Genomic DNA, 22,335 nt, shown 5'->3' with positions numbered 1-22,335 from the left:
TCGTCATATGAATCGAACCTGCCATATTACAATATATACACACTTTATACAGCACTATATTTTATTATACCCTTCTGAACGCCCTCCTTCTAACTAATAAATTAAAGATTTCTGCTGACACATTTAAAAATATGCATTAAAAAGAGAGCACGTAAATACGGCTCTCCTTCTGAAAAAAATTCAAATTTACTCGACCCTTACATTTTGGTAAAAAGCCTGCCCTCCAAATACATTCACGCCAAAATGCCCTTCTGCAAACGTACCGTCCTCCAGGTCGATCACCTGTAAATTCAGGTAATAGCCATTCGATCGGTCAGCATTGGCGCGAAAGAGCATGGAACCAGCACTTCCATTTCCATACAGATGCCTCCCTATGCGGCTTTGTAATACATTTGAGATATTAATAGCGTCGCTGCACTTCTTGTCCTATCCTGAAATTCCTTTTTTTCGAGGCTAACACAGAATAGCTCTTATTCTTCAATTTCAACGATGACGTTAACGACAGATGCATCGTGGTCTTTAATGCGAAGTGGTGCTGTGAAGGCAGAAATGAGCTTTTTGCCAACCAATGGCGCTGGATTAATGTCTTCATAAATGAGCATTGTCGGCTCTTCATACTTTTCATGGTCTAAAAAGGCATGGTGGACAAAATAGCCGTTTCCTTTTGCTTCTGTCAAATTTTCAATGCTCAAGGTATCTATGGCCACCGCTTTGCAGTTTGGCAACTTCGTTCGGATGTATTCGGCGGCTTCCGGAGAGACAGCCGGGAAATTATTGGCGTATTTCTCGAAATCCGTATCCCGGTGTTTCCAATGGCTCGTGTTGAAGATTAGAATATCCGCCTCATTCAGTTCTTCATATTCCTCTAGCTTTTCGAAGGTGATAAAGCCGTTCGGGCCAAGCGGGCAATCGATTAATAGCGGCTTTCTGTAGATGAAGTCTTCAATCGGAACAGCATCTATTCCCTTACCGTTATTCTTATGATGCCACGGGGCATCGACATGGGTACCGGCATGAAGATACATGCTTAACACGCTTCCGTTCCAGTCATCCCCTTTGTCCAAACGCTCTCTAGGCTCTAATTTCACTTCCGGCAATCCTGGATAAACAGGCATTCCTTCATAAATTGGGTAACCAATTTCGACGTATTTTGACATACTAACACGCTCCTGTAGAATATAAGATTCCATACTTAATGCTGTAACATTTAGTTTTTGCCAATTGAAAAGGTCCTCTCTGAGTAAAACTACAAACATAGTTTTAAAAACATCCTTAATTTAAATGTGACATATATTCAAATGCTGTTGTTCCATATACGTTTTTAAATTGTTTATTTAAATGAGTTAAATCAAGTTCTTACATATATCGTCAAGTTTAAGTACATTTTCTAAGTTAGTATGATGAATTATATCTTTTGCTTTCCTGATTAGAGCGTTATCTCTCTTATAGTCTGAAGAAAGATTAGTTTGCATAAGGCTTTCCGTTAGGGATAAGAATAAATCACAGCACAAAGCCTCATCTTTTTCGTTTAATATTGCATTAAAAAGACTTAATATTCTTTGTTTAAGTCTATAATCATACACGATAGGGGTTGAAAAACGTACGATATCCTTTTTCTCAATAACATCTAAAAGCAATTGTGGCTCAATATATAGCATAATATAATTAAGCCCTGCCTTATCATGTGCCCTCCCGTCATGTATCTGACCTGGATTAAAAAGCATAACACCATTTTGATATGATAATTGTAAACTGCCATCCAAGTTATACTGTTGAATACCACGCAATGTTACGCCTATTGCATACTCCTGGTGAGAGTGCTTTTTATACGTAAAATCAGTAATACATGCTGACAACGCAGTAATACCTGCCGATTTTTTATAGATAAATTTGTCCATTTAATTCTCCTCTTTATTAGCTTACCTACATCCATATCATTACTGCGGCATAAACTAAAAATAATGCCATGATTACATTAACAGTCTTTTGATGCCTTTGTAAAAACTCCTTGAAGATTGTACCGAAAAGAACCCACGTAGCAAATGCTAAAAATCCAACAAGAGTTATAACCATAACACTTATGGTTACTGCAGGTATTGTATTATAGTAGGGCATAATAAAGGTAGGAATTATAGTCAATGTAAATATTATCACCTTTGGATTTAAAAACTGCATAAGGAAGCCTGACATAAAGGTAGCAGTTTGGTTTACAGTTGGTTTTGATATATCCATTTTGTAAATTTGATAAGCGAGATAGAACATATAAAAGCTTCCGATTATCTGCATAACAACTAAAATTCTTGGTATAATCGTTATAAGCGTAGTGTTCAACACAGCAGAAAAAACAAGTAATAAACCAAAAGCAATAGTTGCTCCATACGTATATTTCATTGCCTTGTTTGTCCCAAAATTATGCACTGTGGATAATATTACGATATTAGTAGGTCCTGGTGTAAAAGTAACAATAAAACAGTATAACAAAAAAGATGCAATATTCATGAGAAAAGCTCCCTTCAAGGTATTCTTATGAATATTACATCTTAAGATTAAATGGTATGTAGTATATTATTGCATGGATTATAATAAAGCTTCTGTAAAGTATCTCCTTTACCTCACTAATTGTTTAATTTCATTAGATATCTATCTAAGCGGCTATGAACACAAGTTCTTGTCCTTTACTTTATGTCAAACACCTTGGCCATTTCATTGGAAGATGTCATTATTGATGAGCCAAGGAAGAAATGATATGTGCAATAGTTTGCGGGCTTTCCCCACTATTTGACTCAAGCCATTGATTAATGACTCCAATGGAACCATGAACCATGTAAGTGAAAGAATAGTCCATTGAAAATGGCTCCTTCCTGTTTTGTTTGTCTCCATTTCTTTGCAGATAATCTTCAAGCAAGACTTGTGATAGAAAGTTGTTTTTTCCTCTCTCCGAAATTAAGATTTTATAAATCGTTTTCCTATCTTGAATTATGCTCAATAGGTTGATCAAGGATTCTTCAGTTGTGCAGGGACTTTCTCCTTTTTGTAACGTTTCCATTATTTCTTGATTAAATTCATTCTGCATGACCTCAAATAATTCATAAGGGTCTTTATAGTGCAGATAAAAGGTGCCACGGTTAATATCTGCTTGTTTACATATTTCAGTTACCGTTATTTGAGGCATTTTTTTCGTTTCTAAAAGAGTAAGAAAACTCAATTTAATGGTGTCTGTCGTATAATTACAGGAAATACTGAAACGTCTTAAAGAGCACGAAGTGGGAAATCCATCAACTGTTAGTTAAACAAAAATTCTTGCATTCTTGCATTTCCGGGATCAGTTTTGCTGTTTGTAAAAGGTCAACATGTTCGTTCTAAGTGCTTGAGACTTTCTCTTCCTCAATAACGAATGAGTCCAACGATATCAGTTATTGTCCTCAGCTCGGAACAATATAACTGATATCGTTAAAAATAAAGCCGTCATTATGGCGACTTCATAAGCGTTTATGTTCTTGCCTTTGACCCCCATCGTGAACGATTCAATGCTACGTTTCAATTGAGCATATGGATTAGAGACTTTCTCAGAGAATTCTACAATTGTTGCTGTACGCATAATATCTCATTTAGTAAATTTGGGATATGGATAGGTTACTCCCTCTTGAAGGGAGTTCATGTCTGCTTCCTGAGCGATATCCTAGAGTTATTTTATTTATTAATGAGAACAGATAACTCCCCTTCGAAAACTTTCACATCTTTATTGTTATATGTTGACAACAAAACTGTAACTATTCCTGTTCCATTATTCTTCTCATTTACTGCAATAACCTCGACTACTGTATACAATTCGTCACCTGGATAAACTGGCTTTAAGAATTTAAGATTATTCATAGCTGTTCCAGCGATTACATCATCACCATAACTCCCAGTTTCAACCCACAATTTGAATGAAACAGCAATTGTTTGTATTCCTGAAGCAATTATTCCATTGAATCTACCTTGTTTTGCTTTCTCCTCATCCAAGTGCATATATTGTGGGTCAAACTCTGCCGCAAATTTAGTGATATTTTCTTTAGTTATTTTTATGGACTTCGTTTTAAAAATTTGGCCAACGTAAAATTCATTGAATTTCATTATTTTCACCTCATCGTTAATTTGCATTTTTTAATATTAAATCAAGGTTGTAAGGCTAATCAAGTTATGACTCTTTTGGTATGTGCCTGTCTGTACTCTTCAACTTTATTGAAGTGTGAGTATGCCTATTTTTAATTTCATGAAAATGACAGTTAATTAATATTAGACAATCACCTAATCGGATATGGATACAAGTATCAAAATTCAGAATGATCAGTTAAGCCCTAATCAACTAAAGGGAGTTTTGTTGAACAAGGAATTAACGTTGTAACACAGAAGGTTTAAAGTAAAAAAACAGAATGTATAGAGAAGGTTTTCTATTGGAATAATTAGTTATTTTATTTTTATTTGCTATTACACTACATAATCTAGAAGAAGCATTATGGTTGCCAGCATGGTCGAATCAAGCTTCAAAATTCCAGAAGCCTGTGGGGAAAAGCGAATTTTATTTGGCAGTAATTTTATTACTTCGTTGGCTTACCTTTCAACTTTTTATTATTTAAAGAGGTGAAATATGTAATTAGAAGGCTTTGTTAGAAACTATAAAGTCGGTTTGTCAATTTTTTTTATTATAATAATAGATACTTCTAAATATAATAAGGAACTCCGTTAGAAGTTCCTTATTATTTTAGAAAATTAACATGGAAAACGGAGTAGGCGGAATGGTGCTGTACAAGCGGAGCGGTCGCCTTTGCCCCCGGATTTCAAACATTGTGCGTTCATTCAGGAAATCCGGGGGCAACAGCGATGGGAAGCACCATCCGCCTGCGTAGTGGCGCCTCATGTACATTTCCAGTTCAACTTATATATTAATACAGGGAAAGCCTAGTCTATTCTTTTATAAATCCTTTGTTGATTCCGCCGACTCTGCCTCTATTTCCTTCGCATTTGTCTCCGAGGTCTCTGCCTCATCCACCTCATCGCTACTCTCTTCCTGAATTACGGCTCTTGGGGTGTAGAGCTTGGGAATCGGCACATTCGCCCAATCCATATCGGATGCGAAGTAAAAGCTTGTATAGGATGGCTGGTTATAGCCCGTATTTTGGCGGGCCACATCCGCCCGATATTGCGGATCATGCATCAGTGTGTACAATTTATGCGTCGTAGGCTCAGTGCTCAAATAGATACGGATCGCCGAGCTATCCGCTGTGCGGACGAGCATTTCTTCCCGCCAATCTCCGAAAATATCGGCTACCAGTGATGGCGTTCCTTTTGTATAGTTGTTCGTCTTCGTTCCTGTTGCGGTCAGCAATGTACCCCGTTTCCAGTCCTCAATGGTTGGAGTTACGTCAATTGCCCCGTTTACGATTTGAGTGGTCATGTCCGCCGCCCATTTGATACTCATATTAGTGCCAGGCATCTTGGTATCAAGCTGCTTGCCGGCAGCGGTCCATAAGCCCATAGCCCAGGTTTCCAGCCCTCGCTGTTCAGGGTCTATGTCCCCGATCATCCCCCGGCCTGTATCCTTGCCGGAATATCCACCGTAGATGACTTTACCCGTTTTGGCATCCCGCAGCGAATAGCCATAAGGAGCATAGGTGCCGCCCTCATGCACCATAAAGATTTCTTTCCCTGGCCGATCAGGGTCAATATCCGTCACATGCAGCGCATCGCCGTGACCCAAACGGGCTGTTTCGCCGGGAATCGCACTTTCCGATGGCATGACATCGAACGAGCTGTACAGCAGGCTACCGTCATGGTCGATGGTGGCAGAGCCGTATACGATTTCGTCCTTGCCGTCACCATCCACATCCGCCACGCTCAGCGAATGGGCTCCCTGTGTGGTCAAGGTTCCGAATTTCGGGTCCGTTCCATCACGCCCGTGCGGGCTATCGTTAAATGGATTCGTCATTGGCGCCCAGCCGCTGTCCACCATCCAGTTCTTTTGGAGATGGCGACCGTCCCATGTGTAGGTGACCAGCGTGGAACGCGTATAGTACCCGCGTGCAAATACAGCGTACGGTTTGCGTCCGTCCAAGTAAGCCACGCCTGCCAGGAAACGATCCACCCGGTTGGCGGGTTCAATCCGGGCCATGGCGTAATCGCCCCACATGAGGCCATCGTCATGACGCTCCGGCTCATAGCGGACAGTGTCCAGCTCTGCTCCCGTTTTTCCTTTGAAAATGGTTAAATATTCCGGTCCATCCACAATGAAGCCTTCGAACTCTCTCAGTTTGTTTTTGTCGCTCCGCGCAGGCGCGTATACATCCATAAAATAGTCGGTCAAACTTTCCGCATCTTTACGGGATAACGGATAGCTATACTTTGGAGCGATACCAAAGCATTCCTCCAGCGTAGCAGGCCATTTCCCTTTGACCACTTCTTCATGCTTCGTCCAGTTCATGAACATGTTCACCACATGCTCGTAATAATCCGTGCGGCTTAAACGGTAATCGTCCTTATGCGTAATCCCTGCTTTGCGATCCTCACGGGGCAGGGTAATATATGTTTCTTTTTTTGGCTTGCCCTTCTTGTCAAAAGTAATCGTTTTGGTACCCGGAGCCGTTTTGAACATCAGCTCGGCTTTGCCGTCGCCATCAAAATCGTACACCATCATCTGTGTATAATGTGCACCTGACCGAATATTCACACCCAGGTCGATCCGATATAACAGCTTGCCCTCAACCGTATATGCATCGACATACGTATTTCCGGTATAGCCCTTCTGAGAAACGTCCTTGGAGTTCGACGGGTCCCATTTTACAAAAAATTCATATTGTCCGTCTCCGTCCACATCCCCCACACTCATATCATTTGCAGAGTAGGCATAGGACTCACCTGCGGGTGTTACTCCATCGGCGGGCTTTTGAAGAGGCAGCTCGTAGTAACCTTGCTGCCACGGCGTCACTTTGGCGCTGCGATCCTTTTCCCGTCCATTAACGACTGAAGCCACCCTGTAGACTGCATTTCCGCTTCCTTCTTTATCCACATAGTTGGTGCTGTCGGTCACCGTCGCGATCTTTTTACCGTCACGGTATACATTAAAATTCGCGCCTGTCAGCCCCGTTGGGCCGTAACCATTCACTTCCTGCGCCAGCAGCCGCCAGCTTAGAAATACACCCTCCGGCGTCACCGCAGCCACCAGTCCCCGATCCAGCTTTTCCAGTTGGATGCTGCCACTTCGGTTCTGTTCGACGGCAACAGCCGATGCTGCCTGAAGCTCCGGTTCAGATGGAGCTTCTGCCGCCATCCCCACAGTTGTACCCGTCATCGCCAGCATCGTTGCCAACGCGGCGGTCAAGGTTCCCTTTCGCCATGCGCCTTTCCTTTGAGCCATCCAAGTCGTCCTCCTCAATTGTGTTGTGATGACAAGCAAATACCCAAAATGATTGCGCTTACATAATTTAAATTCCTTATTATTATAGTTTTGCCGTTCTTCCAAAAGCGTTTAAATATCCGGGGATTTCTCTTCACAAATCCGTGTTGTTTGCCGTTTCACATAAAACAGCCCCCACCAAGCCTATACGAACACGGCAAGATGAGGGCTGAAAAGTATTTACAGAGTTATAGTTTAGTGATATCCGATAATTTGGGCGACAACTACGAATACTGCACCCAGTACGAACCAGACAGCCAGTAGCGGCCAAAAGAAGCGAACCCATTTCTGATACGGAATGCCCGATACAGCCAAGCTTCCCATTAAGGCTGAGGAAGTAGGCAAAATCATGTTCGAAAATCCGTCTCCCAATTGGAAGGCAAGCACCGTCGTCTGCCGTGTAATGCCGAGCAGATCGGACAGCGGCACCATAATCGGCATCGTCGTTGCGGCCATTCCCGAACCGGAGGTGATGAATACGTTCATAATGTTTTGGAACACATACATGCCCAGCACTTGTACCGATTCAGGCAAATGTCCCACCATGATAGCAAGGCTGTTAACGATGGAATCAATCACATTGCCGTGATCCAGTACAACCACGATGGAACGTGCAAAACCGATAATCAGCGCACCATAGGTGATATCCTTGGCCCCTTTGGCAAACTCTGTCGCAATGCGACTTGGCCCGTAGCCTGCGCAAAAGCCGGAAATGACTCCCATCGAAAGAAACAGGGCAGCCAGTTCTTCCATCCACCAATCCTTTTTGGACACTCCCCAGATCAACATCGCGAAGCTTACTACAACGGTCAAAATGATCAGGATATGCTTAAGCTGTATGGAAGGCAGATTGGATAGATCCACTGGCTTGTCTTCAGCGCTCTTTTCCAATTCGTAAACAAGGCTGATTTCCGGGCTTTTCTTCACTTTACTGGCATAACGCATAATATATAAGCTCGTAATGACGATCAGGATGACCAACAGGATGGCACGAAGCCACAGCCCTGAAAAAATAGGAATTTGCGCAATCGCCTGTGCCAAGCCGACATTAAACGGATTCAGCAGCCCGGCAGTAAATCCACAGGAAGCCCCCAGTGAAATCATGGCCGTACCCGTCATCGCATCAAATTTCAACGCCCGGGCGATAGCAATACCAATCGGCACGAATACCATAACCTCGGTGGACATGCCCATCGTAAAACCGCCCACGGAAAACAGGGTAATAAATACCGGAATCACCCATATACCTTTGTTGGAAAAAGATCTTGCGACTCTTCCCGTGACCGCCTCAATCGTTCCCGAGGACGTAATAATCTGAAAAACACCGCCGATGATCAGAATGAAAAAGACCACATCGGCAGAATCGACCAGACCGGATACGATGGATTTTGGAATATCCCACAGCGTAACCGGATTCGGATCGACATGAGCGTACGAACCGGGAACGAGAAGCGTTTTGCCGGTTGTTTCATTTTTAACCCGTTCAAACTCTCCGGCGGGGACGACATAGGTCAATATCCCGGCCACTAAGGTCAGAAAAATAAGAATGACAAAGGTATGCGGCATTTTCAGCCATTTTTTCGGGCCGCTCGGTACGGCCGTGTTGCTACTCATTCGGATGCTCCCCCGTTTCTCTGCGCTTGCCACTGTTCAAATTCAGTCCGTACCTCTCTCAAAGCCACCGGATCGGTCACGAGATCATAAGCCGTTAATGCCAGCGCTTTGGCGGCATAATTCATTTCAATCATGCCTTCCTCCGCTCCCGCAAGCTGGGCAAATTCCGGCGTATGCGTGGATGCGTCACCCAATCGGATGTAAGGATGAATCGCTGCGGTAATCTGACTGACATTGCCGATATCCGACGAACCGATCCCCCCTTGCGCAGGCGGCTCGTGTACCTCCAGACCGAGCTGCTCCAGATTGTTCTGGAACAAAGCGGCCAGCTTCTTGTTCGTATTGCGCTCCGCATAAATAAGTCCCTCGGCAATGTCCACGGTGGCGCCCATGCCTTCTGCCGCCGCACGAACAGCGCGATACACCTTGCTCCGCACTTCTGCCAGGCCGACAACGGTTTGCGCCCGCAAAATAAATACGGCCTCGCACAGCTCCGGCACAACATTCGGGGCATCTCCGCCCTTTGTAATAATGCCGTGGATACGCACGTCGCTGGTGACGAACTGGCGAACTGAATTAATCGCCACAAAGGCATTAATCATGGCATCCAGTGCGCTGATGCCCTTCTCTGGGGAGGAAGCGGCATGGGCCTGCTTGCCATGAAACGTAAACGTGGCATCCACGCAAGCCAATCCACCGCGCAAAACCATCGTTTTGCTCTGCGGATGCACCATCATTACGGCGTCAATGCCGTCGAACACGCCATGCTCGCACATGATGATTTTGCCGCCGCCTTCCTCCTCGGCTGGTGTGCCTAACACCACGATGCGTCCGGGAAGATCCGGCATCGCTTCCTTCAGAGCTATAGCGGCCCCCACTGATGCGGTACAAATCAGGTTGTGTCCGCAGGCATGTCCGATGGCTGGAAGTGCATCATATTCAGCCAGCAGAGCGATTGTGGGTCCGCCGGATTTCCCTTCCCATACCGCACGGAAGGAGGTTTCCAGTCCGGCAATGCCTTTTTCCACAGCAAAACCAGCCTGTTCCAGTGTATTGGTGAGCCAGCCCTGTGCCTGATATTCATGAAAGCTTAGCTCAGGATGTTTATGTATCGTTCGGGCAAGCTCCCGTAATTCGTGATCCTTCGCATCTACAGCCTTCATAATCTCTTCATGGAATGGCGTTTTGCCATTATGTCCGTTCGTTGTTGAGTTCATCAATGGAATGCCGCCTTTCATTCGTCATAACGAATAAATATACAATCAATATTCAACATTGTATAAGCGAATGCCAGTGAAGTAAATTTAATATTTTTTGGGTTTATCCTTAAAATTATTTTATATATGACATGACATCTCTTGAAATACGCCATTTTTAACCAAAAATTACGTATATTAGCTGCCTTCATCACGTCAAGACTGGAGCATCCATTCTATAAATCTCTCCACTGCCATAAGGTGGCTAGATTTATTTTTATACAACATCCATGTTCGACGCAGGACAGGCTCCCCGTTCTTACGAACTAAGTTAAATGCATATAATTCATCCTTTGGAGAGACAAATATTTCGGGTACGATGGAATATCCCAGTCCGTGTCGGACCATTTCCTTGCAGGTTTCGTAGCTGTCCACCTCCATGGAAACCCGTGGCGGCCTGCCCAACATTTCACTCCACCACGCCTGCACCGATTCGTTAAACGAGGAATACATGTGGCCGGAAAGCTGCGGTTTGCCCGGGTCCTTATAACGAATCAGCGGAAGCTCCGGCAATTGCTCAAGCTCTACAGCTTCTTTGGAGATCACGCAAATATGCTCCTCATGAAGAAGATGCTTTCCCTCAGACCAAGGGTAATCATTGCGAATGACACCCAGATGAATTTCATCTCCGCGAAGCATTTCATAAATTTCTGCGCTGAGTCCGCAGGTAACGGAAAATTGCACATCAGGATAAATATCCTTGAAGCTCTTTAAGATCGGCGGAAGCCGATAATGCCCGTAGTAGCTTGAAATCCCTAACCGGAGTGTCCCTTTTACCTCGCCTCTCAGGTGAATAACGGCTTCTTTTAATTCGGTCAATTCTCTCAAATTTCGTTTGGCATACTCAGCCAATCTTTCCCCTTCCATGGTCAGCTTCGTTCCTCTGTTCCCGCGTACGATAATCGGCACCCCGAACTCCTTTTCCAATTGGTTCAGACGGTAGGTCAAGGCGGGTTGTGTAATATACAAACGCTCGGCGGCACGTTTCAGACTATGTTCTTCTGCAATGTAGCACAACATCAGGCAATCCTTTTCATCCATCATCGTCACTCCTTTCGTTATATTGTTCCCTTGTTCATCCGTTCCCAAATTCTCCGCAGGAAAAAAGCCCACAGACGTATCGGTCTATTATACCGCACGAAGGGCTTGGGCAAAGACCCGGTTAAACGATAGAACTAACATCATTAAAACAATTTGTGTAAAAAAATTTATTAATAAGGAGATTTGTTATATATGAAAGACAGGATTTCCAATCCAAATTGGAGGTGCTGTGCGTGATCTCACATGTATTACACTTTGTGACTCCGCCGATCCCTTATTTTGTTGACTGCGGTCGTGCCACTTATCCTGTTGGTGAATCTCATATTAGTCGAAGTAATATCGGGGCGTTTGATCTGATCGTCGTCGTTGAGGGAAATCTGTCTATCGGTGAAAACGACAGGGAATGGACACTGACCGCAGGCGATGCTCTCACTCTCAGGCCGGATGCCGATCATTATGGTGCAGCCTCTTGCCCGGTACATACGGAAATTTTTTGGATTCATTTTCAGACCTACGACAGTTGGAGAGAATGTGCGAATATGGACGAATGTCTGGACAGTGAGACACATCTACTTCAAAAACATACTAAAAGCATGCTCAAGGTATATGGTATGACCCCGATGGAATTTTTGCTGCAAACCCCATGGTCCATTGCCCGCATTTCAGAAGAAATCGGTTTTCATCATGCATCGCATTTTCGTCCTGTTTTTCCAGAAGAGAGGGCATTTCCCCTTCCCTGTTCCGCAAAAAGTTTGCCTATTCACGCTCGTAGTTTACCAATATGACGTATGTGCTCGCTATGAATGTATCGTATTTTACAGATAAATATATTAAAAAAAGCTCACTGATGGATAGAAGGAATCTCTCATCGAGTAAGCTTTTTTAGGCTAGCATTTTGCATAATTCGATTCCCAATGCTTCATGCAAAATGCTCAGGTTTGAAAAAATCATTCCTCCAGCTCTGCACCAGAGGCAAGACTCAAGGATACCTTCTCATTTAACTGAAAGGACAAGGGCGATATGACCTCCCAATGTCGCGTACCGCTACGAATATTATAATGAAATTCTTTACCCTGAAACTGTACATTGGCAATTTCCGCCGGGATTCCCTGTTCACCCTCTCTTGCAAGAGAGAACTGATCAGGCCGCACAGGATACAGTCCATGTGTTTTAAAATACGTGCTAATCGGCAATCCCGACCATGCTGTATTCACGCTGCCTTCCGGTATAAAACGGTTATTGATCCACTGGCCTTCGACAAGGTTGGCTTTGGACACAAACTTGGCGACAAATTCGGTCTGCGGGCGCAAATAAATATCCTGTGGAGTACCTACTTGTTCAATACGTCCTTCCTTCATCACAACAATGCGGTCCGCCATAGCCAATGCCTCTCCCTGATCATGTGTTACATAAACAATTGCAGAGCCAGTTCTGCGGTGAACATCCTGTATTTCACGTCGCATATCCATACGAAGCATAGCATCCAGGCTGCTCAACGGCTCATCCATCAGCAACAGCGATGGCTCGGAGGCAATCGCACGCGCAATCGCCACCCGCTGTTTCTGACCGCCCGACAGCTCATGCGGCATACGGGAGGCCAAATGCGAAAGACCCGCAAGCTCCAGCACCTGCTCTACCCGCTCCTGCTCATGTTGCTTAATATGCGCAGGCGTTTCTTTGTGCGTACGGATTGGAAAACGAACATGCTCTGCCACATTCATATGTGGCCACAAGGCGAAGGACTGGAAAACCATGCCGATACGCCTTTTTTCCGGCGGTAACTGAATACCATTTCCGGCTACGATATTACCATTCATGCTGATGTGCCCGGAGCTAGGCTGCTCGAATCCGGCAAGGATACGCAGAAGTGTTGTTTTCCCGCACCCGGATGGTCCCAAAATCGCCACAAACTCGCCATCCTCAATGGTTAAATCAATCACATGAAGCGCCTGAGCGCTGGCAAAGGATTTGCTGATTTGTTTTATTTCAATACTCATGATCGCACTCCCTTACGTGTCGCCCATTTCTGAACAAGCAGCACAATGGCTCCCCCGGCCGCGATGAGAACGACGATCAGACTAGACAATGCAGTAGAATAAAGGGTCTCCCCGGCCTGCTCAAAACTGAATATGGTGACTCCTATCGTCTGTGAACCGGATGAATAAAGTAATGCTGACACAGTCAGCTCCGTCAATGCCGTCAGAAATACCAGTAGCCCTCCGGTCAAAATCCCCGGCAGCACCAGCGGAAGAAGAACCGCCGTCCACTTGCGCCAGAAGCCAGCTCCCGATATGCGTGCTGCCTCCTCCATAGAAGCATCCACCTGCATAAAAGCTGTAATACCGGAGCGAATCTGTAAAATCATAAAGCGGCATATATAGGCTATGAACAGAATACCCATGGTTCCATAAATTCCTGGATTCCAACCAGGAACGGGTTCCATCCAGACCAGTATCATGGATAAAGCAAAAACAATGCCTGGCAACGTATATGGAACGGCAGTGGCAAGCTCAGCTATCTTATTCAGGCGTGAAGGCTTGCGCACACGCATATAAGCGAAGCAGGAACCGATCAGCAGACAGACCAGCATCGTAATCAGTGATAGCGTCAGGCTATTCTGAATCGCTTGCCAAACTCTCGGATTTTCAAACAAAATGTAGCGATAATTGCCTAACGTCATATTGGACGCTGTCAGACCGAGTCCGTAGGCTTTTTTCAAAGACATCGACAGCATGGAAGACAGAGGCACTACCGTAACCAGCAGCAGAAAAGCCCATACTAATACAGATACCCCCTTGCTGGATTTACCCAGCGTATATCGAGGTGTATGATCCGGCTGGATGGTGTCCGAAGCGTGGCTTTTACGGAGCAGCAGCCATTGCAACAGGCTCCCCAGCACCGCCGCGAGTCCCAGTAACACAGACAGTGAAGCTCCACGCGCAAAGGCCGATGGACCGAACCCGATAATCTCCTCGTAGATCAATGTACTAAGTACCGATATGTTTACGGGTGTTCCCAAGAAAGCCGGGATGCCGAAATTGTCCATAGAAGCCAGAAATACCAGTAACCCCCCAGCCGTCAATCCAGGCAGAGACAATGGGAGTGTAATTCGGCGAAACGTTTCTATTTTACTAGCTCCCCCCGTTCTTGCTGCCCATTCCAGATCGCGGGGAATTTTTCTGAATACATCCAGCGTGAACATATACACTAATGGAAAATGATGAATCCCCATGACAAAGATAATACCGCCCATACTGTACATGCTCCAGGGCGTTAATCCAGGATCAAACCACTGTAATAGCTTGGCTACCCAGCCTTGCGTACCCATAAAGGAAGACCATGATAAGGTGAGTACGTAGGATGGTAAAATAAAGCACATTAAAATTGCCAAATGGAGTAGCCTCTTGCGAGGAATATCCGTATAAGCGATCAGCCAGGCGGACATGGCCCCGAGCGCGAGCGACAATACAGTAGAACCCGCCACGATCATTACTGTGCTACGTACTGTGTTCCAGAAGCGTTCCTGTTTCAGCAATCCTGAATAGTTCGCAAGCGACAAACCCTGTTCTCCCTGAAAACTGAGCAAGATCAGCTTCAGAATCGGAAGTACAAAAAATAGGAATACCGCTATAGCACCAAGCCCTGTGATCATTCCTTTTTTCCAAACTAACCGGGAGAGCACGGACAAAGGTTGTCGCCCTTGTCCGTATTTCAGTTGAGACTGCTCGTACGGTTTTGCTTTTTCTATCTTGACTCGTCCCATGCGTTATTGGCCAAACACTTTAATAAATTGCTGCTTGTCTGCTTCACGCTCGTCCGTCAGCTTCACAAGATCAGACGAGAGCACCTTCAAGTCCGATATCCCCTTCAAGCCTGCTGGAGCCGCAACACCTTTACGAATAGGCGCATAGCCAATTTCCGCAGCCAGCTTCTGCCCATCCTCCGACAACACAAAGTCCACAAAAGCCTGAGCTGCCGCCGTATTGTGCGCATCTTTCATAATTGCAATCGGCTCTGTGATGATTGGCACACCCTCTTCCGGATAGCTCAGCTCCACAGGTGACCCCTTGGCCTTTTCCCGTGCAACCAGATAATCCACGACCATTCCGTAGGATTTCTCGCCGCTGGCTACCGCCTTCATGACAGCCCCGTTTCCTTTGATTACAGACATACCGTTATCCTTCATACTCTGGAGAAAATCCCAGCCAAAGCCTTCCGTACGGCTAAATACGCCCACATTATACGCTGCCGCACCTGAATAGAGCGGACTTGGCATAATGCTTGCATTCTTGCTATCCGCAGATGTAAGTATCTTCCAAGAGGTTGGAGCTGCGGTTACCTTTTGGGTATTGCTTGCCAGCACAGTTGCCAAGACTTTGGTCCCGGTATACATACCATCAGGGTCTGCAAGCTCTGTAGGAATGTTCGCCAGTTCAGGTGATTTGTAGGCTTGCAAAAGGTTCTCCTTTTTGAGACTTTCAAAGGTTACAGCATCAGCGAGCAGCAATATATCTGCCTGAGTCTGACCCGCTTGGCGTTCAGCCTGAATTTTGCTAGTGACCTCCTCTGTTCCAGAACGGAAAATGTTCACTTTAACATCTGGATACTTCTGATTGAATGCTGCTGTCAGCTTGGTTGCATCCTCTTCCGGCTGTGAGGTGTAGAAGGAAAGACTGCCTGAAATCCCCGTCGACGTTGCTGTGCTCTCACCGCTGCCCTCTGTAGACGTCTGTTGTCCCTGTGCCGAGCATCCACTAAATACGAGCAGTGCCGCCAAAGCGGGCCATACCAAGCTTTTTTTAATATTAATCACAGATGATCGCTCCCTTTGTGTATAAAATCTGATCGTTAATGTCGTGATGAACTTATAATTATGATCTGTTGAGCAAGTAACGGTGAATCGCCTCAGCCACTCCATCTTCGCTGTTGCTGCCTGTCACAACCCTGGCAATCGCCTTCACCTGCTCGTTAGCGTTGCCCATAGCGATACCAAGTCCTGCCCAACGCAGCATCTCGATATCATTATCATAATCACCTGCTGCTGCCACCTCGGAAGGAACAATGTCCTGCTCCCTGCACAGCTGTTCCAGTGCAACTCGCTTGCTGATTCCCGCTGCATTCACATCAAATCGACGACTGCCGGTTCGTGTCAGCTGGAATACACCCCAACTATGCAATTCAACATATAGCCGTTTCAGCACATCCCTGTCATCACATATGACAGCAGCCTTGTACAAAGGCTCGTCTGTGGATTCAATGAAATATTGCATGCTCTTTTCAATCGGCTCTACCCGAATTAGTGCAGTTTGATCCTTGTAATTTTCCTTAGTTAAAGCTTTATCCGGCTGAACTACCACGTTGGCGAGAGGCCAGCGGGTATTCATATCGTTAAGCTCCTGAACAAAAAGTTTATTGTAGCCGTAAAAATGTACGTACGCCCCGGCCCCATGTACAGCCTGCACCAGTTGGAATGCATCTGCTCTATGCAAAGGACTTCCAGCAAAAATATTTCCGGTTTCAGCGTCCAGCGTAACCGCGCCGTTCAGGGCAATCAGCGGGAAATTCATCCCTGCTGCTCTTGCATGCAGCCATACGGATGCCGGAAATCGTCCGGATGCGATAGTTACTTTTACACCAGCCTGCATGAGTGCTTGTATGGAATGCCTTGTTTCCGTCGTAATCATCTTGTCTGGATTGAGCAAGGTTCCGTCCATGTCAAGGGCGAGAAGTTTATACATGTAGCCGTTCCTCCATTTTCACAATTAGACCCAATACAGACGGGAGGGTTCAGGTAAATCGACAGGGCCACCAAAGGCTTGGCTCGCTTCCTGTCGCATCAGCTCCAGGTTACCGTCACCCGGCAGATGCACCAGGACGAGTTTTTTGACATTGGCCTGCCCGGCAATCATTCCAGCCTGAATCGCATCCATGTGGCCCGCCCCCGTAGTGTGTACACTGCCTTTACAGATGGTGGCCTCACATAAAAAGATGTCAGCATCCTTCGCCAGCTGGATTAAAGCATCACAATAAGATGTGTCACCGGAATATACGAGTACTTTGCCACGGTATGTGATCTTGACCGCATAGCAAGGTATCGTATGCTCTACAGGTACAAACTCTATTTCCGCCCCAGCCATATACAACTTCTTTTTCGGATCAATAACATGGATATCCGTATGCGTTTCATACAAGGAGCTCAGCTTGTCAGCAGGTTCAGCCGGGGCATACAAAGCCAACCGGTGAGGCATACGTCCATTTCGGATTGCCCCTGCCGCTGCATATTGGAGAATCCCCATATCCGCCATGTGATCATGGTGCAAATGAGACAAAATAACCCCCGATAATTCCTCCACTCTCGTCTCAAAAGAAAAACGGCTCATCACTCCGCTACCGCAATCGAGCAAAATTTGCCCTTCTGCCGTGGTTACCAGATAACCTGCCGTTGCCCCACCAGCCGTGGGATATCCCCCCCAGTAGCCTAGTATTTTCACATTCATGTGTGCACCTCGACCCAGTTCTTGTTTCAGCTTTCCGCAATGTTTATTTAGGGGGTTGCCGATCCTTGGTTACAAATGTTACGAACAGTTACAATTGTAATCAGCCTCTATTTGGGCAGTGTTAAGCAAATGTCAAATCTAAGTAAAGCAAAAATAAGGTATTTTCACGTCGCTTGACTCTCTGCCAGATTCCAATTTATAGTGGGTGTGTGCGGCATTATTACGATAAAGGCGGACTATATGTGAACATAGAAGAACGCAAAATGTTGGTGAAGGTTTGCAAAATGTACTATTACGAATCATGGACGCAGGAAAAAATTGCAGAGAAGATCGGCGTATCAAGACCCATGATTTCCAAGATGCTGCATCGGGCACGCGAAGAGGGAATTATTGAAATCGTCATTCATGATGACGATCATGAAATCTCCACATTGGAGAAGGAAATCGAGCAGCTATTTAAGCTAAAGCAAGTGTTGGTCGTACCTACTAAAGATTTGAATAAAGAGATGCTTTCAAGTGCTGTCGGGAAGGCCGCAGCCCAATTTGTTCTCAAGTTGATCAAGAATGGCGATCGCATCGGGGTTTCTTGGGGAAATACGTTATATCATATGGTCAGAGAGTTTCCAATAGAGAAAAAAGAGAACGTCAAAATCATTCCTCTGGTTGGCGGAACAGGCAATCATCGGAATGAGATGCATTCCAATCAGATCGCTTATGAGCTATCTAAAAAGCTCGGGGTCACATGCGACACACTGTATGCACCCGCCGTCGTAGAAACGGAAGAATTAAAGAACCAAATCATTCAACTTCCCAATATTGCTGAGGTTTTGAAGGAAGGAGAACAAATTGATCTGGCGCTGGTTGGCATCGGCAATCCGTTCTCCATGTCCACCATGGAAAGATCCGGTTATTTAAATGAGCAGGTACTCACCGAATTGAAAGCGATGCACATTGTCGCCGATATCAATTCCCGGTTCATTAACCGGGATGGTAAGGTCAATGAGCATCCAATTAATAATAAAGTCATCGGGTTGGGACTGGATCAATTGAAAAAGACAAAAACCGTCGTGGGTATGGCCTTTGGCCTGCACAAAATTGATTGCATCCTGGCTGCTTTAAGAGGTCGATTCATCAATATGCTCATTACAGATGAAGCAAGCGCGAAAATCATCGTGCAAGCTCAAAAAAGGATGTAAAAAACGGACAGTGGAATGATTTCCATTGTCCGTTTTTCGCAAAGAACCAATCAACTGTATTCCCCAGTTCTAATGTGGAACGAAGGAGCTGAAATCATCCCGGCTCGATTGATCCGCATGATAAAACACCACATCCCCATCCTGCAAATGAAAGGGTTGCCCGTACGGGTCTTTTACTTCTCTTCGGTAGCCTTCCATTTGCCACTGGTTCAGCAACGGGCCGTTAATATACTGCAAATGTGGATGCTCGGTATCCCCCTGACGGAGCGACTCCAAGTTGAATCGAACCACGATATAGCCCGTTTTCTTGAATATGCTCGCATGTTCGTTTAGCTCTCTGTGACGGCCTTCTTCACGTAAATCCGCCCCTTTAGGGACTGCGTACACATCAGCAGGCAGGCTGTATTCGCCGTACCAGCGCTGAATCGACGCATTGGCACGGTCAACATCGACCCCATCCGGCAGGTCCATCTTCGGACCGATCAAGGTACGGACCGCCGCAGGCAGCACCAGCCAATCATAGCGGCCGATCCATGTCTTGCTGCGCGTGATACGCTGGGCATAGAGGGAAACATAGCGTTCCAGCGTCGACTGGCTCCGCTGTGCTTCACTCAGCTCATGCTTGTATTGGTAGGCTGCTGTATCCTGCATTTCCTCCGTCGGTACATTGCGCAGCCGCTCATTCAAAATGACATATCGCTTCTCCCGATCCTCCGCCGATCCCAAGCGGATGAACTTGCGGCTTCCCGCATGTGTATACAGCTCCACCTCTTCTCGCTGACGACCATCTTTGCTCACCCAATAGAATGATGGCGTGATGCGGATACCATCCTTGGCGCTGAACATATTCCCTTTCGTTTTGAGGTCAAACTTGAAGTGGTAGCCTGTCTTGATCGCCACATTTTGGTAGCCTTCATGCGGATGACTGCCAGGGCGGACAGGCAAGGTAAACGGCTCCTGATTCCCCCTTGGCAGTCCGTCGATGTTCCCTAGTCCCGTCCAATAGGACAGACCACTATGCACCGGGCTTCCTTTGTGCTGTCGGAAAACCCGCTCCCAATGGTAGTCGGCAATATCCGTGATATGAAAATCATACATCCGTCCGATGACCTCGATCTCTACCCCATCATTCGCAACATGATGGGCAAGGTCCGTATTCGCATGGCGCTGTTCGGTGAACCCGTCCGGTGCGTTTTCCGCAATAGTTCGAAACTCGACGGCATAATTCCCTTCATCCACCCATACGGGCAAATAGAAGTCTGTGTCCAGTTGCCTTACCGGAATGTCGATCCAGGTTCCACGCGGATAGAACTGAGTTTTCCCCTTGTCGTACACATCGAACGGAAATCGCACCTGCTTGGTTCGCACATATTTGGCATACTCCCGATCACCATAGCCGGGAATATTCAGATGCGGGCCCGCCGTTGAAATCGTCACGCGGAAAGGACGTTCCAGAATGAGCGCCGATCGACCTTTCGTCGGTTGGGTTTTCTGGTTGTGGGCCGTATCGTCTGACACACTTGAAAGATTCACCACGGGCGTATGGACGGTCACGGTATTGATCCCTTGGATCGGCAAAATCTTATCTGCACCGCCATTGATATTTCCTTTGAGAATGGTATAGGTGATATCACCGCTACTAGGCGTATTGGGCTTATTTGTCTTGTGCTTTTCAATCACATGGCCCGGGCTGTACAGGGTATCCGGCCCGATTTTTACGGGTTCAGGGATTTTGCCAGGAGTAGGGCCCTTTTCCTTGACACGCTGGTGGTCCATGATCGTTTGACCGTTGAATTTCACGGTATCGTTCTCCACCTCTACGTCTGGTGTAGCCTTCTGGGCCACAGGCTCCAGTGACCTTTGTTCATTGGGCACCTTCGGCATACTCTTGCCGCCATAAATATAAAGTGAACCGCCGTCGATAATCCCCGGCGAAGGGGCCGGATAGTATTTCCCATTGGTCGCAGATTCCAGCGCTGGCGGCGTATAGTTACGCGGTGGAATCGTAATGCTTCCTCCCGGCAGAGCATAGTTGCGGAGCTGCGCGTTCTTGATGCCGTACACTTCGAGGTTGCCGATCGTCCAGTAAGAGTACGGTTTTACAATTTCGTATTTGTAATACTCCACGACCTTCATATGCCTGGTGTCGTTGATATCTTCCCATTCCAGATCATAAGTGCGCTTCAGCTTGACGTTGTAGGTACATTCGCCCTTGAGCTGCTGAAAGGTATTCTGGAACAGATAATTACGGGCCAGCACGTTTCCGTACAGGCTTTCGGAGGTTGGAATACCCTTGGCTACATCAAACCGTGACGCGCCTCGCTGATCGGCTTTAATAACACCTGAAGCCATTGGGTCGAGGTATTTATCCGACTGGCTACCGCTAGGCGTAGGTCGAGTGCAGGTGACTCCTGTTGGGGGCTGCTCTATCGTCTCTATCTCCTTATAATATAAGTAAGCTGTAAACTGCTTGAAAGAGCCGTTATAGGTAAATCCGGGTACATTTCCCGGCAAAATGTCTCCGATGGGCGGTTTACCCGTAGTGCTTTTTTTGTAGCCAACATACTCATATCTGGGATCGGTTGGTGGGGTGAAATCATACGATTGATCAGGTTTTAGCTCATCTTCGATTGGTGTAAATACGTTGTTAAGAGATTTTCCATCAGTAGTAAAATGCTTGACGATGAGTCCACTGTCCAGTTCGATCTTGAAGAGGATGGGCTGGTAGATACGCCAGGCTTCAACTTCTTTTGCGCAGGTGGGGCATGACTCTTCCTTGATGTTTTCAGCTCGTACTTCTGGATTCAACCTTATGTTTACTGTAATCGGAATAATCGTGGTATCCGTACCAATCCCTTTTTTCTGGAAAGTGCGAACATCTTTGTCATAATCTGTGCCTTTACTCATCGAGTAGGCATATTGTTCGTAGTTATCAGAACGAGATTCTCTAAAATATTCCGGGTGATTCTCATTGTCATTTTTCGTATACAGGCTTGCTGTCACTGCCTTGATTTTACGACCCGGAAAACTAAATTTATAGGTGAATGTAGCTTCACCCTGCATGTTCTTATAAGGTTCCTTGCCGCCGTCTGTAACCCATTTCCCCGCAGTATTCTTCCACATGTCGAAGTACATCATGCCGACAAAGTAGCGGTCATTCTTATCTGCATAATAAGACAGCGGCGTAATTTCCGTGTCAGCTGTCGCCTTGTCCATAGGAAATGAAAAAGGTGGGAGCTGCAACAGTAGCAGTACCCCCACCAGCAATACGGCCAGAATGCGTTGTACCTTCTTCATAC

Annotated in this window: 18 protein-coding genes and 1 pseudogene; 3 read left to right on the top strand and 16 right to left on the bottom strand. The window is 46.0% G+C overall.

Annotated features, from left to right (window positions below; all coding sequences use genetic code 11):
* Positions 1-186: 186 nt before the first annotated feature.
* From ABH897_RS10145 to ABH897_RS10120, 6 genes and pseudogenes are all read right to left on the bottom strand, one after another.
* Positions 187-336: a hypothetical protein gene (locus ABH897_RS10145; protein ID WP_283654831.1), complete on the bottom strand. Its 150-nt coding sequence runs from the start codon at positions 334-336 to the stop codon at positions 187-189.
* Between the two features lie 134 nt (positions 337-470).
* Positions 471-1,157, bottom strand: coding sequence for a cyclase family protein (locus ABH897_RS10140; protein WP_404591818.1), 687 nt, complete (start codon positions 1,155-1,157; stop codon positions 471-473).
* 115 nt (positions 1,158-1,272) lie between these two features.
* Positions 1,273-1,898 (bottom strand): annotated as a pseudogene (locus ABH897_RS10135) (AraC family ligand binding domain-containing protein).
* A 25-nt stretch (positions 1,899-1,923) separates the two neighbouring features.
* Entirely contained in the window at positions 1,924-2,499 is a 576-nt protein-coding gene (locus ABH897_RS10130) for a LysE family translocator (RefSeq protein WP_404520422.1), read from the bottom strand.
* Between the two features lie 220 nt (positions 2,500-2,719).
* Positions 2,720-3,205, bottom strand: a complete 486-nt coding sequence (locus tag ABH897_RS10125) for a TetR/AcrR family transcriptional regulator (protein ID WP_404591816.1) — start codon at positions 3,203-3,205, stop codon at positions 2,720-2,722.
* Positions 3,206-3,690: 485 nt separating this feature from the next.
* On the bottom strand, positions 3,691-4,116 hold the full coding sequence (locus ABH897_RS10120) for a MaoC family dehydratase (protein ID WP_283657637.1): 426 nt from the start codon (positions 4,114-4,116) through the stop codon (positions 3,691-3,693).
* A gap of 386 nt (positions 4,117-4,502) precedes the next feature.
* Between ABH897_RS10120 and ABH897_RS10115 the strand changes: the two genes are divergently transcribed.
* The gene (locus tag ABH897_RS10115) at positions 4,503-4,619 is read left to right on the top strand and encodes a hypothetical protein (RefSeq protein ID WP_404520424.1); all 117 of its coding nucleotides are present in this window, start codon (positions 4,503-4,505) and stop codon (positions 4,617-4,619) included.
* Positions 4,620-4,954: 335 nt separating this feature from the next.
* Here the strand turns inward: ABH897_RS10115 and ABH897_RS10110 are convergent, their stop codons facing one another.
* From ABH897_RS10110 to ABH897_RS10095, 4 genes are all read right to left on the bottom strand, one after another.
* Positions 4,955-7,393 (bottom strand): rhamnogalacturonan lyase, encoded by a 2,439-nt coding sequence (locus ABH897_RS10110; protein ID WP_404591814.1) that lies wholly within the window; start codon positions 7,391-7,393, stop codon positions 4,955-4,957.
* Between the two features lie 234 nt (positions 7,394-7,627).
* The gene (locus ABH897_RS10105; RefSeq protein ID WP_283654827.1) at positions 7,628-9,046 is read right to left on the bottom strand and encodes a YfcC family protein; all 1,419 of its coding nucleotides are present in this window, start codon (positions 9,044-9,046) and stop codon (positions 7,628-7,630) included.
* Complete coding sequence (locus ABH897_RS10100) at positions 9,043-10,263, bottom strand: M20 family metallopeptidase (protein ID WP_283654826.1); 1,221 nt, start codon at positions 10,261-10,263, stop codon at positions 9,043-9,045. The genes ABH897_RS10105 and ABH897_RS10100 overlap by 4 nt, the downstream gene beginning before the upstream one ends.
* A 195-nt stretch (positions 10,264-10,458) precedes the next feature.
* Positions 10,459-11,415 (bottom strand): LysR family transcriptional regulator, encoded by a 957-nt coding sequence (locus ABH897_RS10095; RefSeq protein ID WP_404559606.1) that lies wholly within the window; start codon positions 11,413-11,415, stop codon positions 10,459-10,461.
* A gap of 161 nt (positions 11,416-11,576) precedes the next feature.
* Between ABH897_RS10095 and ABH897_RS10090 the strand changes: the two genes are divergently transcribed.
* Positions 11,577-12,128 (top strand): AraC family ligand binding domain-containing protein, encoded by a 552-nt coding sequence (locus ABH897_RS10090; RefSeq protein WP_283654824.1) that lies wholly within the window; start codon positions 11,577-11,579, stop codon positions 12,126-12,128.
* Between the two features lie 162 nt (positions 12,129-12,290).
* Here ABH897_RS10090 and ABH897_RS10085 read toward each other — a convergent pair whose 3' ends face one another.
* The 5 genes from ABH897_RS10085 to ABH897_RS10065 are packed head-to-tail and all read right to left on the bottom strand — an operon-like array spanning position 12,291 to position 17,840.
* A complete protein-coding gene (locus ABH897_RS10085; RefSeq protein ID WP_283654823.1) occupies positions 12,291-13,340 on the bottom strand; it encodes an ABC transporter ATP-binding protein in 1,050 nt (349 codons plus the stop codon).
* On the bottom strand, positions 13,337-15,106 hold the full coding sequence (locus ABH897_RS10080; protein WP_404520428.1) for an ABC transporter permease: 1,770 nt from the start codon (positions 15,104-15,106) through the stop codon (positions 13,337-13,339). Before ABH897_RS10080 ends, ABH897_RS10085 begins: the two co-directional genes overlap by 4 nt.
* A 3-nt stretch (positions 15,107-15,109) precedes the next feature.
* Positions 15,110-16,156, bottom strand: coding sequence for an ABC transporter substrate-binding protein (locus ABH897_RS10075; protein WP_283654821.1), 1,047 nt, complete (start codon positions 16,154-16,156; stop codon positions 15,110-15,112).
* A 58-nt stretch (positions 16,157-16,214) separates the two neighbouring features.
* A complete protein-coding gene (locus tag ABH897_RS10070) occupies positions 16,215-17,081 on the bottom strand; it encodes a Cof-type HAD-IIB family hydrolase (RefSeq protein WP_283654820.1) in 867 nt (288 codons plus the stop codon).
* Positions 17,082-17,105: 24 nt separating this feature from the next.
* On the bottom strand, positions 17,106-17,840 hold the full coding sequence (locus tag ABH897_RS10065) for an MBL fold metallo-hydrolase (protein WP_283654819.1): 735 nt from the start codon (positions 17,838-17,840) through the stop codon (positions 17,106-17,108).
* A gap of 242 nt (positions 17,841-18,082) precedes the next feature.
* On the opposite strand from ABH897_RS10065, the gene ABH897_RS10060 reads away from it, so the two are divergent.
* Positions 18,083-19,036: a sugar-binding transcriptional regulator gene (locus ABH897_RS10060; protein WP_283654818.1), complete on the top strand. Its 954-nt coding sequence runs from the start codon at positions 18,083-18,085 to the stop codon at positions 19,034-19,036.
* Between the two features lie 69 nt (positions 19,037-19,105).
* Here the strand turns inward: ABH897_RS10060 and ABH897_RS10055 are convergent, their stop codons facing one another.
* Entirely contained in the window at positions 19,106-22,333 is a 3,228-nt protein-coding gene (locus tag ABH897_RS10055; protein ID WP_404591812.1) for a DUF5704 domain-containing protein, read from the bottom strand.
* Positions 22,334-22,335 lie beyond the last annotated feature (2 nt).

The sequence above is a fragment of the Paenibacillus sp. RC73 genome (genome assembly GCF_044908085.1).
GTDB classification, from domain to species: Bacteria; Bacillota; Bacilli; order Paenibacillales; family Paenibacillaceae; genus Paenibacillus; species Paenibacillus terrae_A.
The sequence above is the reverse complement of the archived record's forward strand: the minus strand, read 5'-3'. Positions and strand labels throughout refer to the sequence as shown.

Excerpts from the sequence above, each read along its gene's own strand:
- ABH897_RS10145 (WP_283654831.1), bottom strand. The coding sequence starts at position 336 with ATGCTCTTTCGCGCCAATGCTGACCGATCGAATGGCTATTACCTGAAT.
- ABH897_RS10140 (WP_404591818.1), bottom strand. The coding sequence starts at position 1,157 with ATGTCAAAATACGTCGAAATTGGTTACCCAATTTATGAAGGAATGCCT.
- ABH897_RS10130 (WP_404520422.1), bottom strand. The coding sequence starts at position 2,499 with ATGAATATTGCATCTTTTTTGTTATACTGTTTTATTGTTACTTTTACA.
- ABH897_RS10120 (WP_283657637.1), bottom strand. The coding sequence starts at position 4,116 with ATGAAATTCAATGAATTTTACGTTGGCCAAATTTTTAAAACGAAGTCC.
- ABH897_RS10110 (WP_404591814.1), bottom strand. The coding sequence starts at position 7,393 with ATGGCTCAAAGGAAAGGCGCATGGCGAAAGGGAACCTTGACCGCCGCG.
- ABH897_RS10105 (WP_283654827.1), bottom strand. The coding sequence starts at position 9,046 with ATGAGTAGCAACACGGCCGTACCGAGCGGCCCGAAAAAATGGCTGAAA.
- ABH897_RS10100 (WP_283654826.1), bottom strand. The coding sequence starts at position 10,263 with ATGAACTCAACAACGAACGGACATAATGGCAAAACGCCATTCCATGAA.
- ABH897_RS10085 (WP_283654823.1), bottom strand. The coding sequence starts at position 13,340 with ATGAGTATTGAAATAAAACAAATCAGCAAATCCTTTGCCAGCGCTCAG.
- ABH897_RS10080 (WP_404520428.1), bottom strand. The coding sequence starts at position 15,106 with ATGGGACGAGTCAAGATAGAAAAAGCAAAACCGTACGAGCAGTCTCAA.
- ABH897_RS10070 (WP_283654820.1), bottom strand. The coding sequence starts at position 17,081 with ATGTATAAACTTCTCGCCCTTGACATGGACGGAACCTTGCTCAATCCA.
- ABH897_RS10065 (WP_283654819.1), bottom strand. The coding sequence starts at position 17,840 with ATGAATGTGAAAATACTAGGCTACTGGGGGGGATATCCCACGGCTGGT.
- ABH897_RS10055 (WP_404591812.1), bottom strand. The coding sequence starts at position 22,333 with ATGAAGAAGGTACAACGCATTCTGGCCGTATTGCTGGTGGGGGTACTG.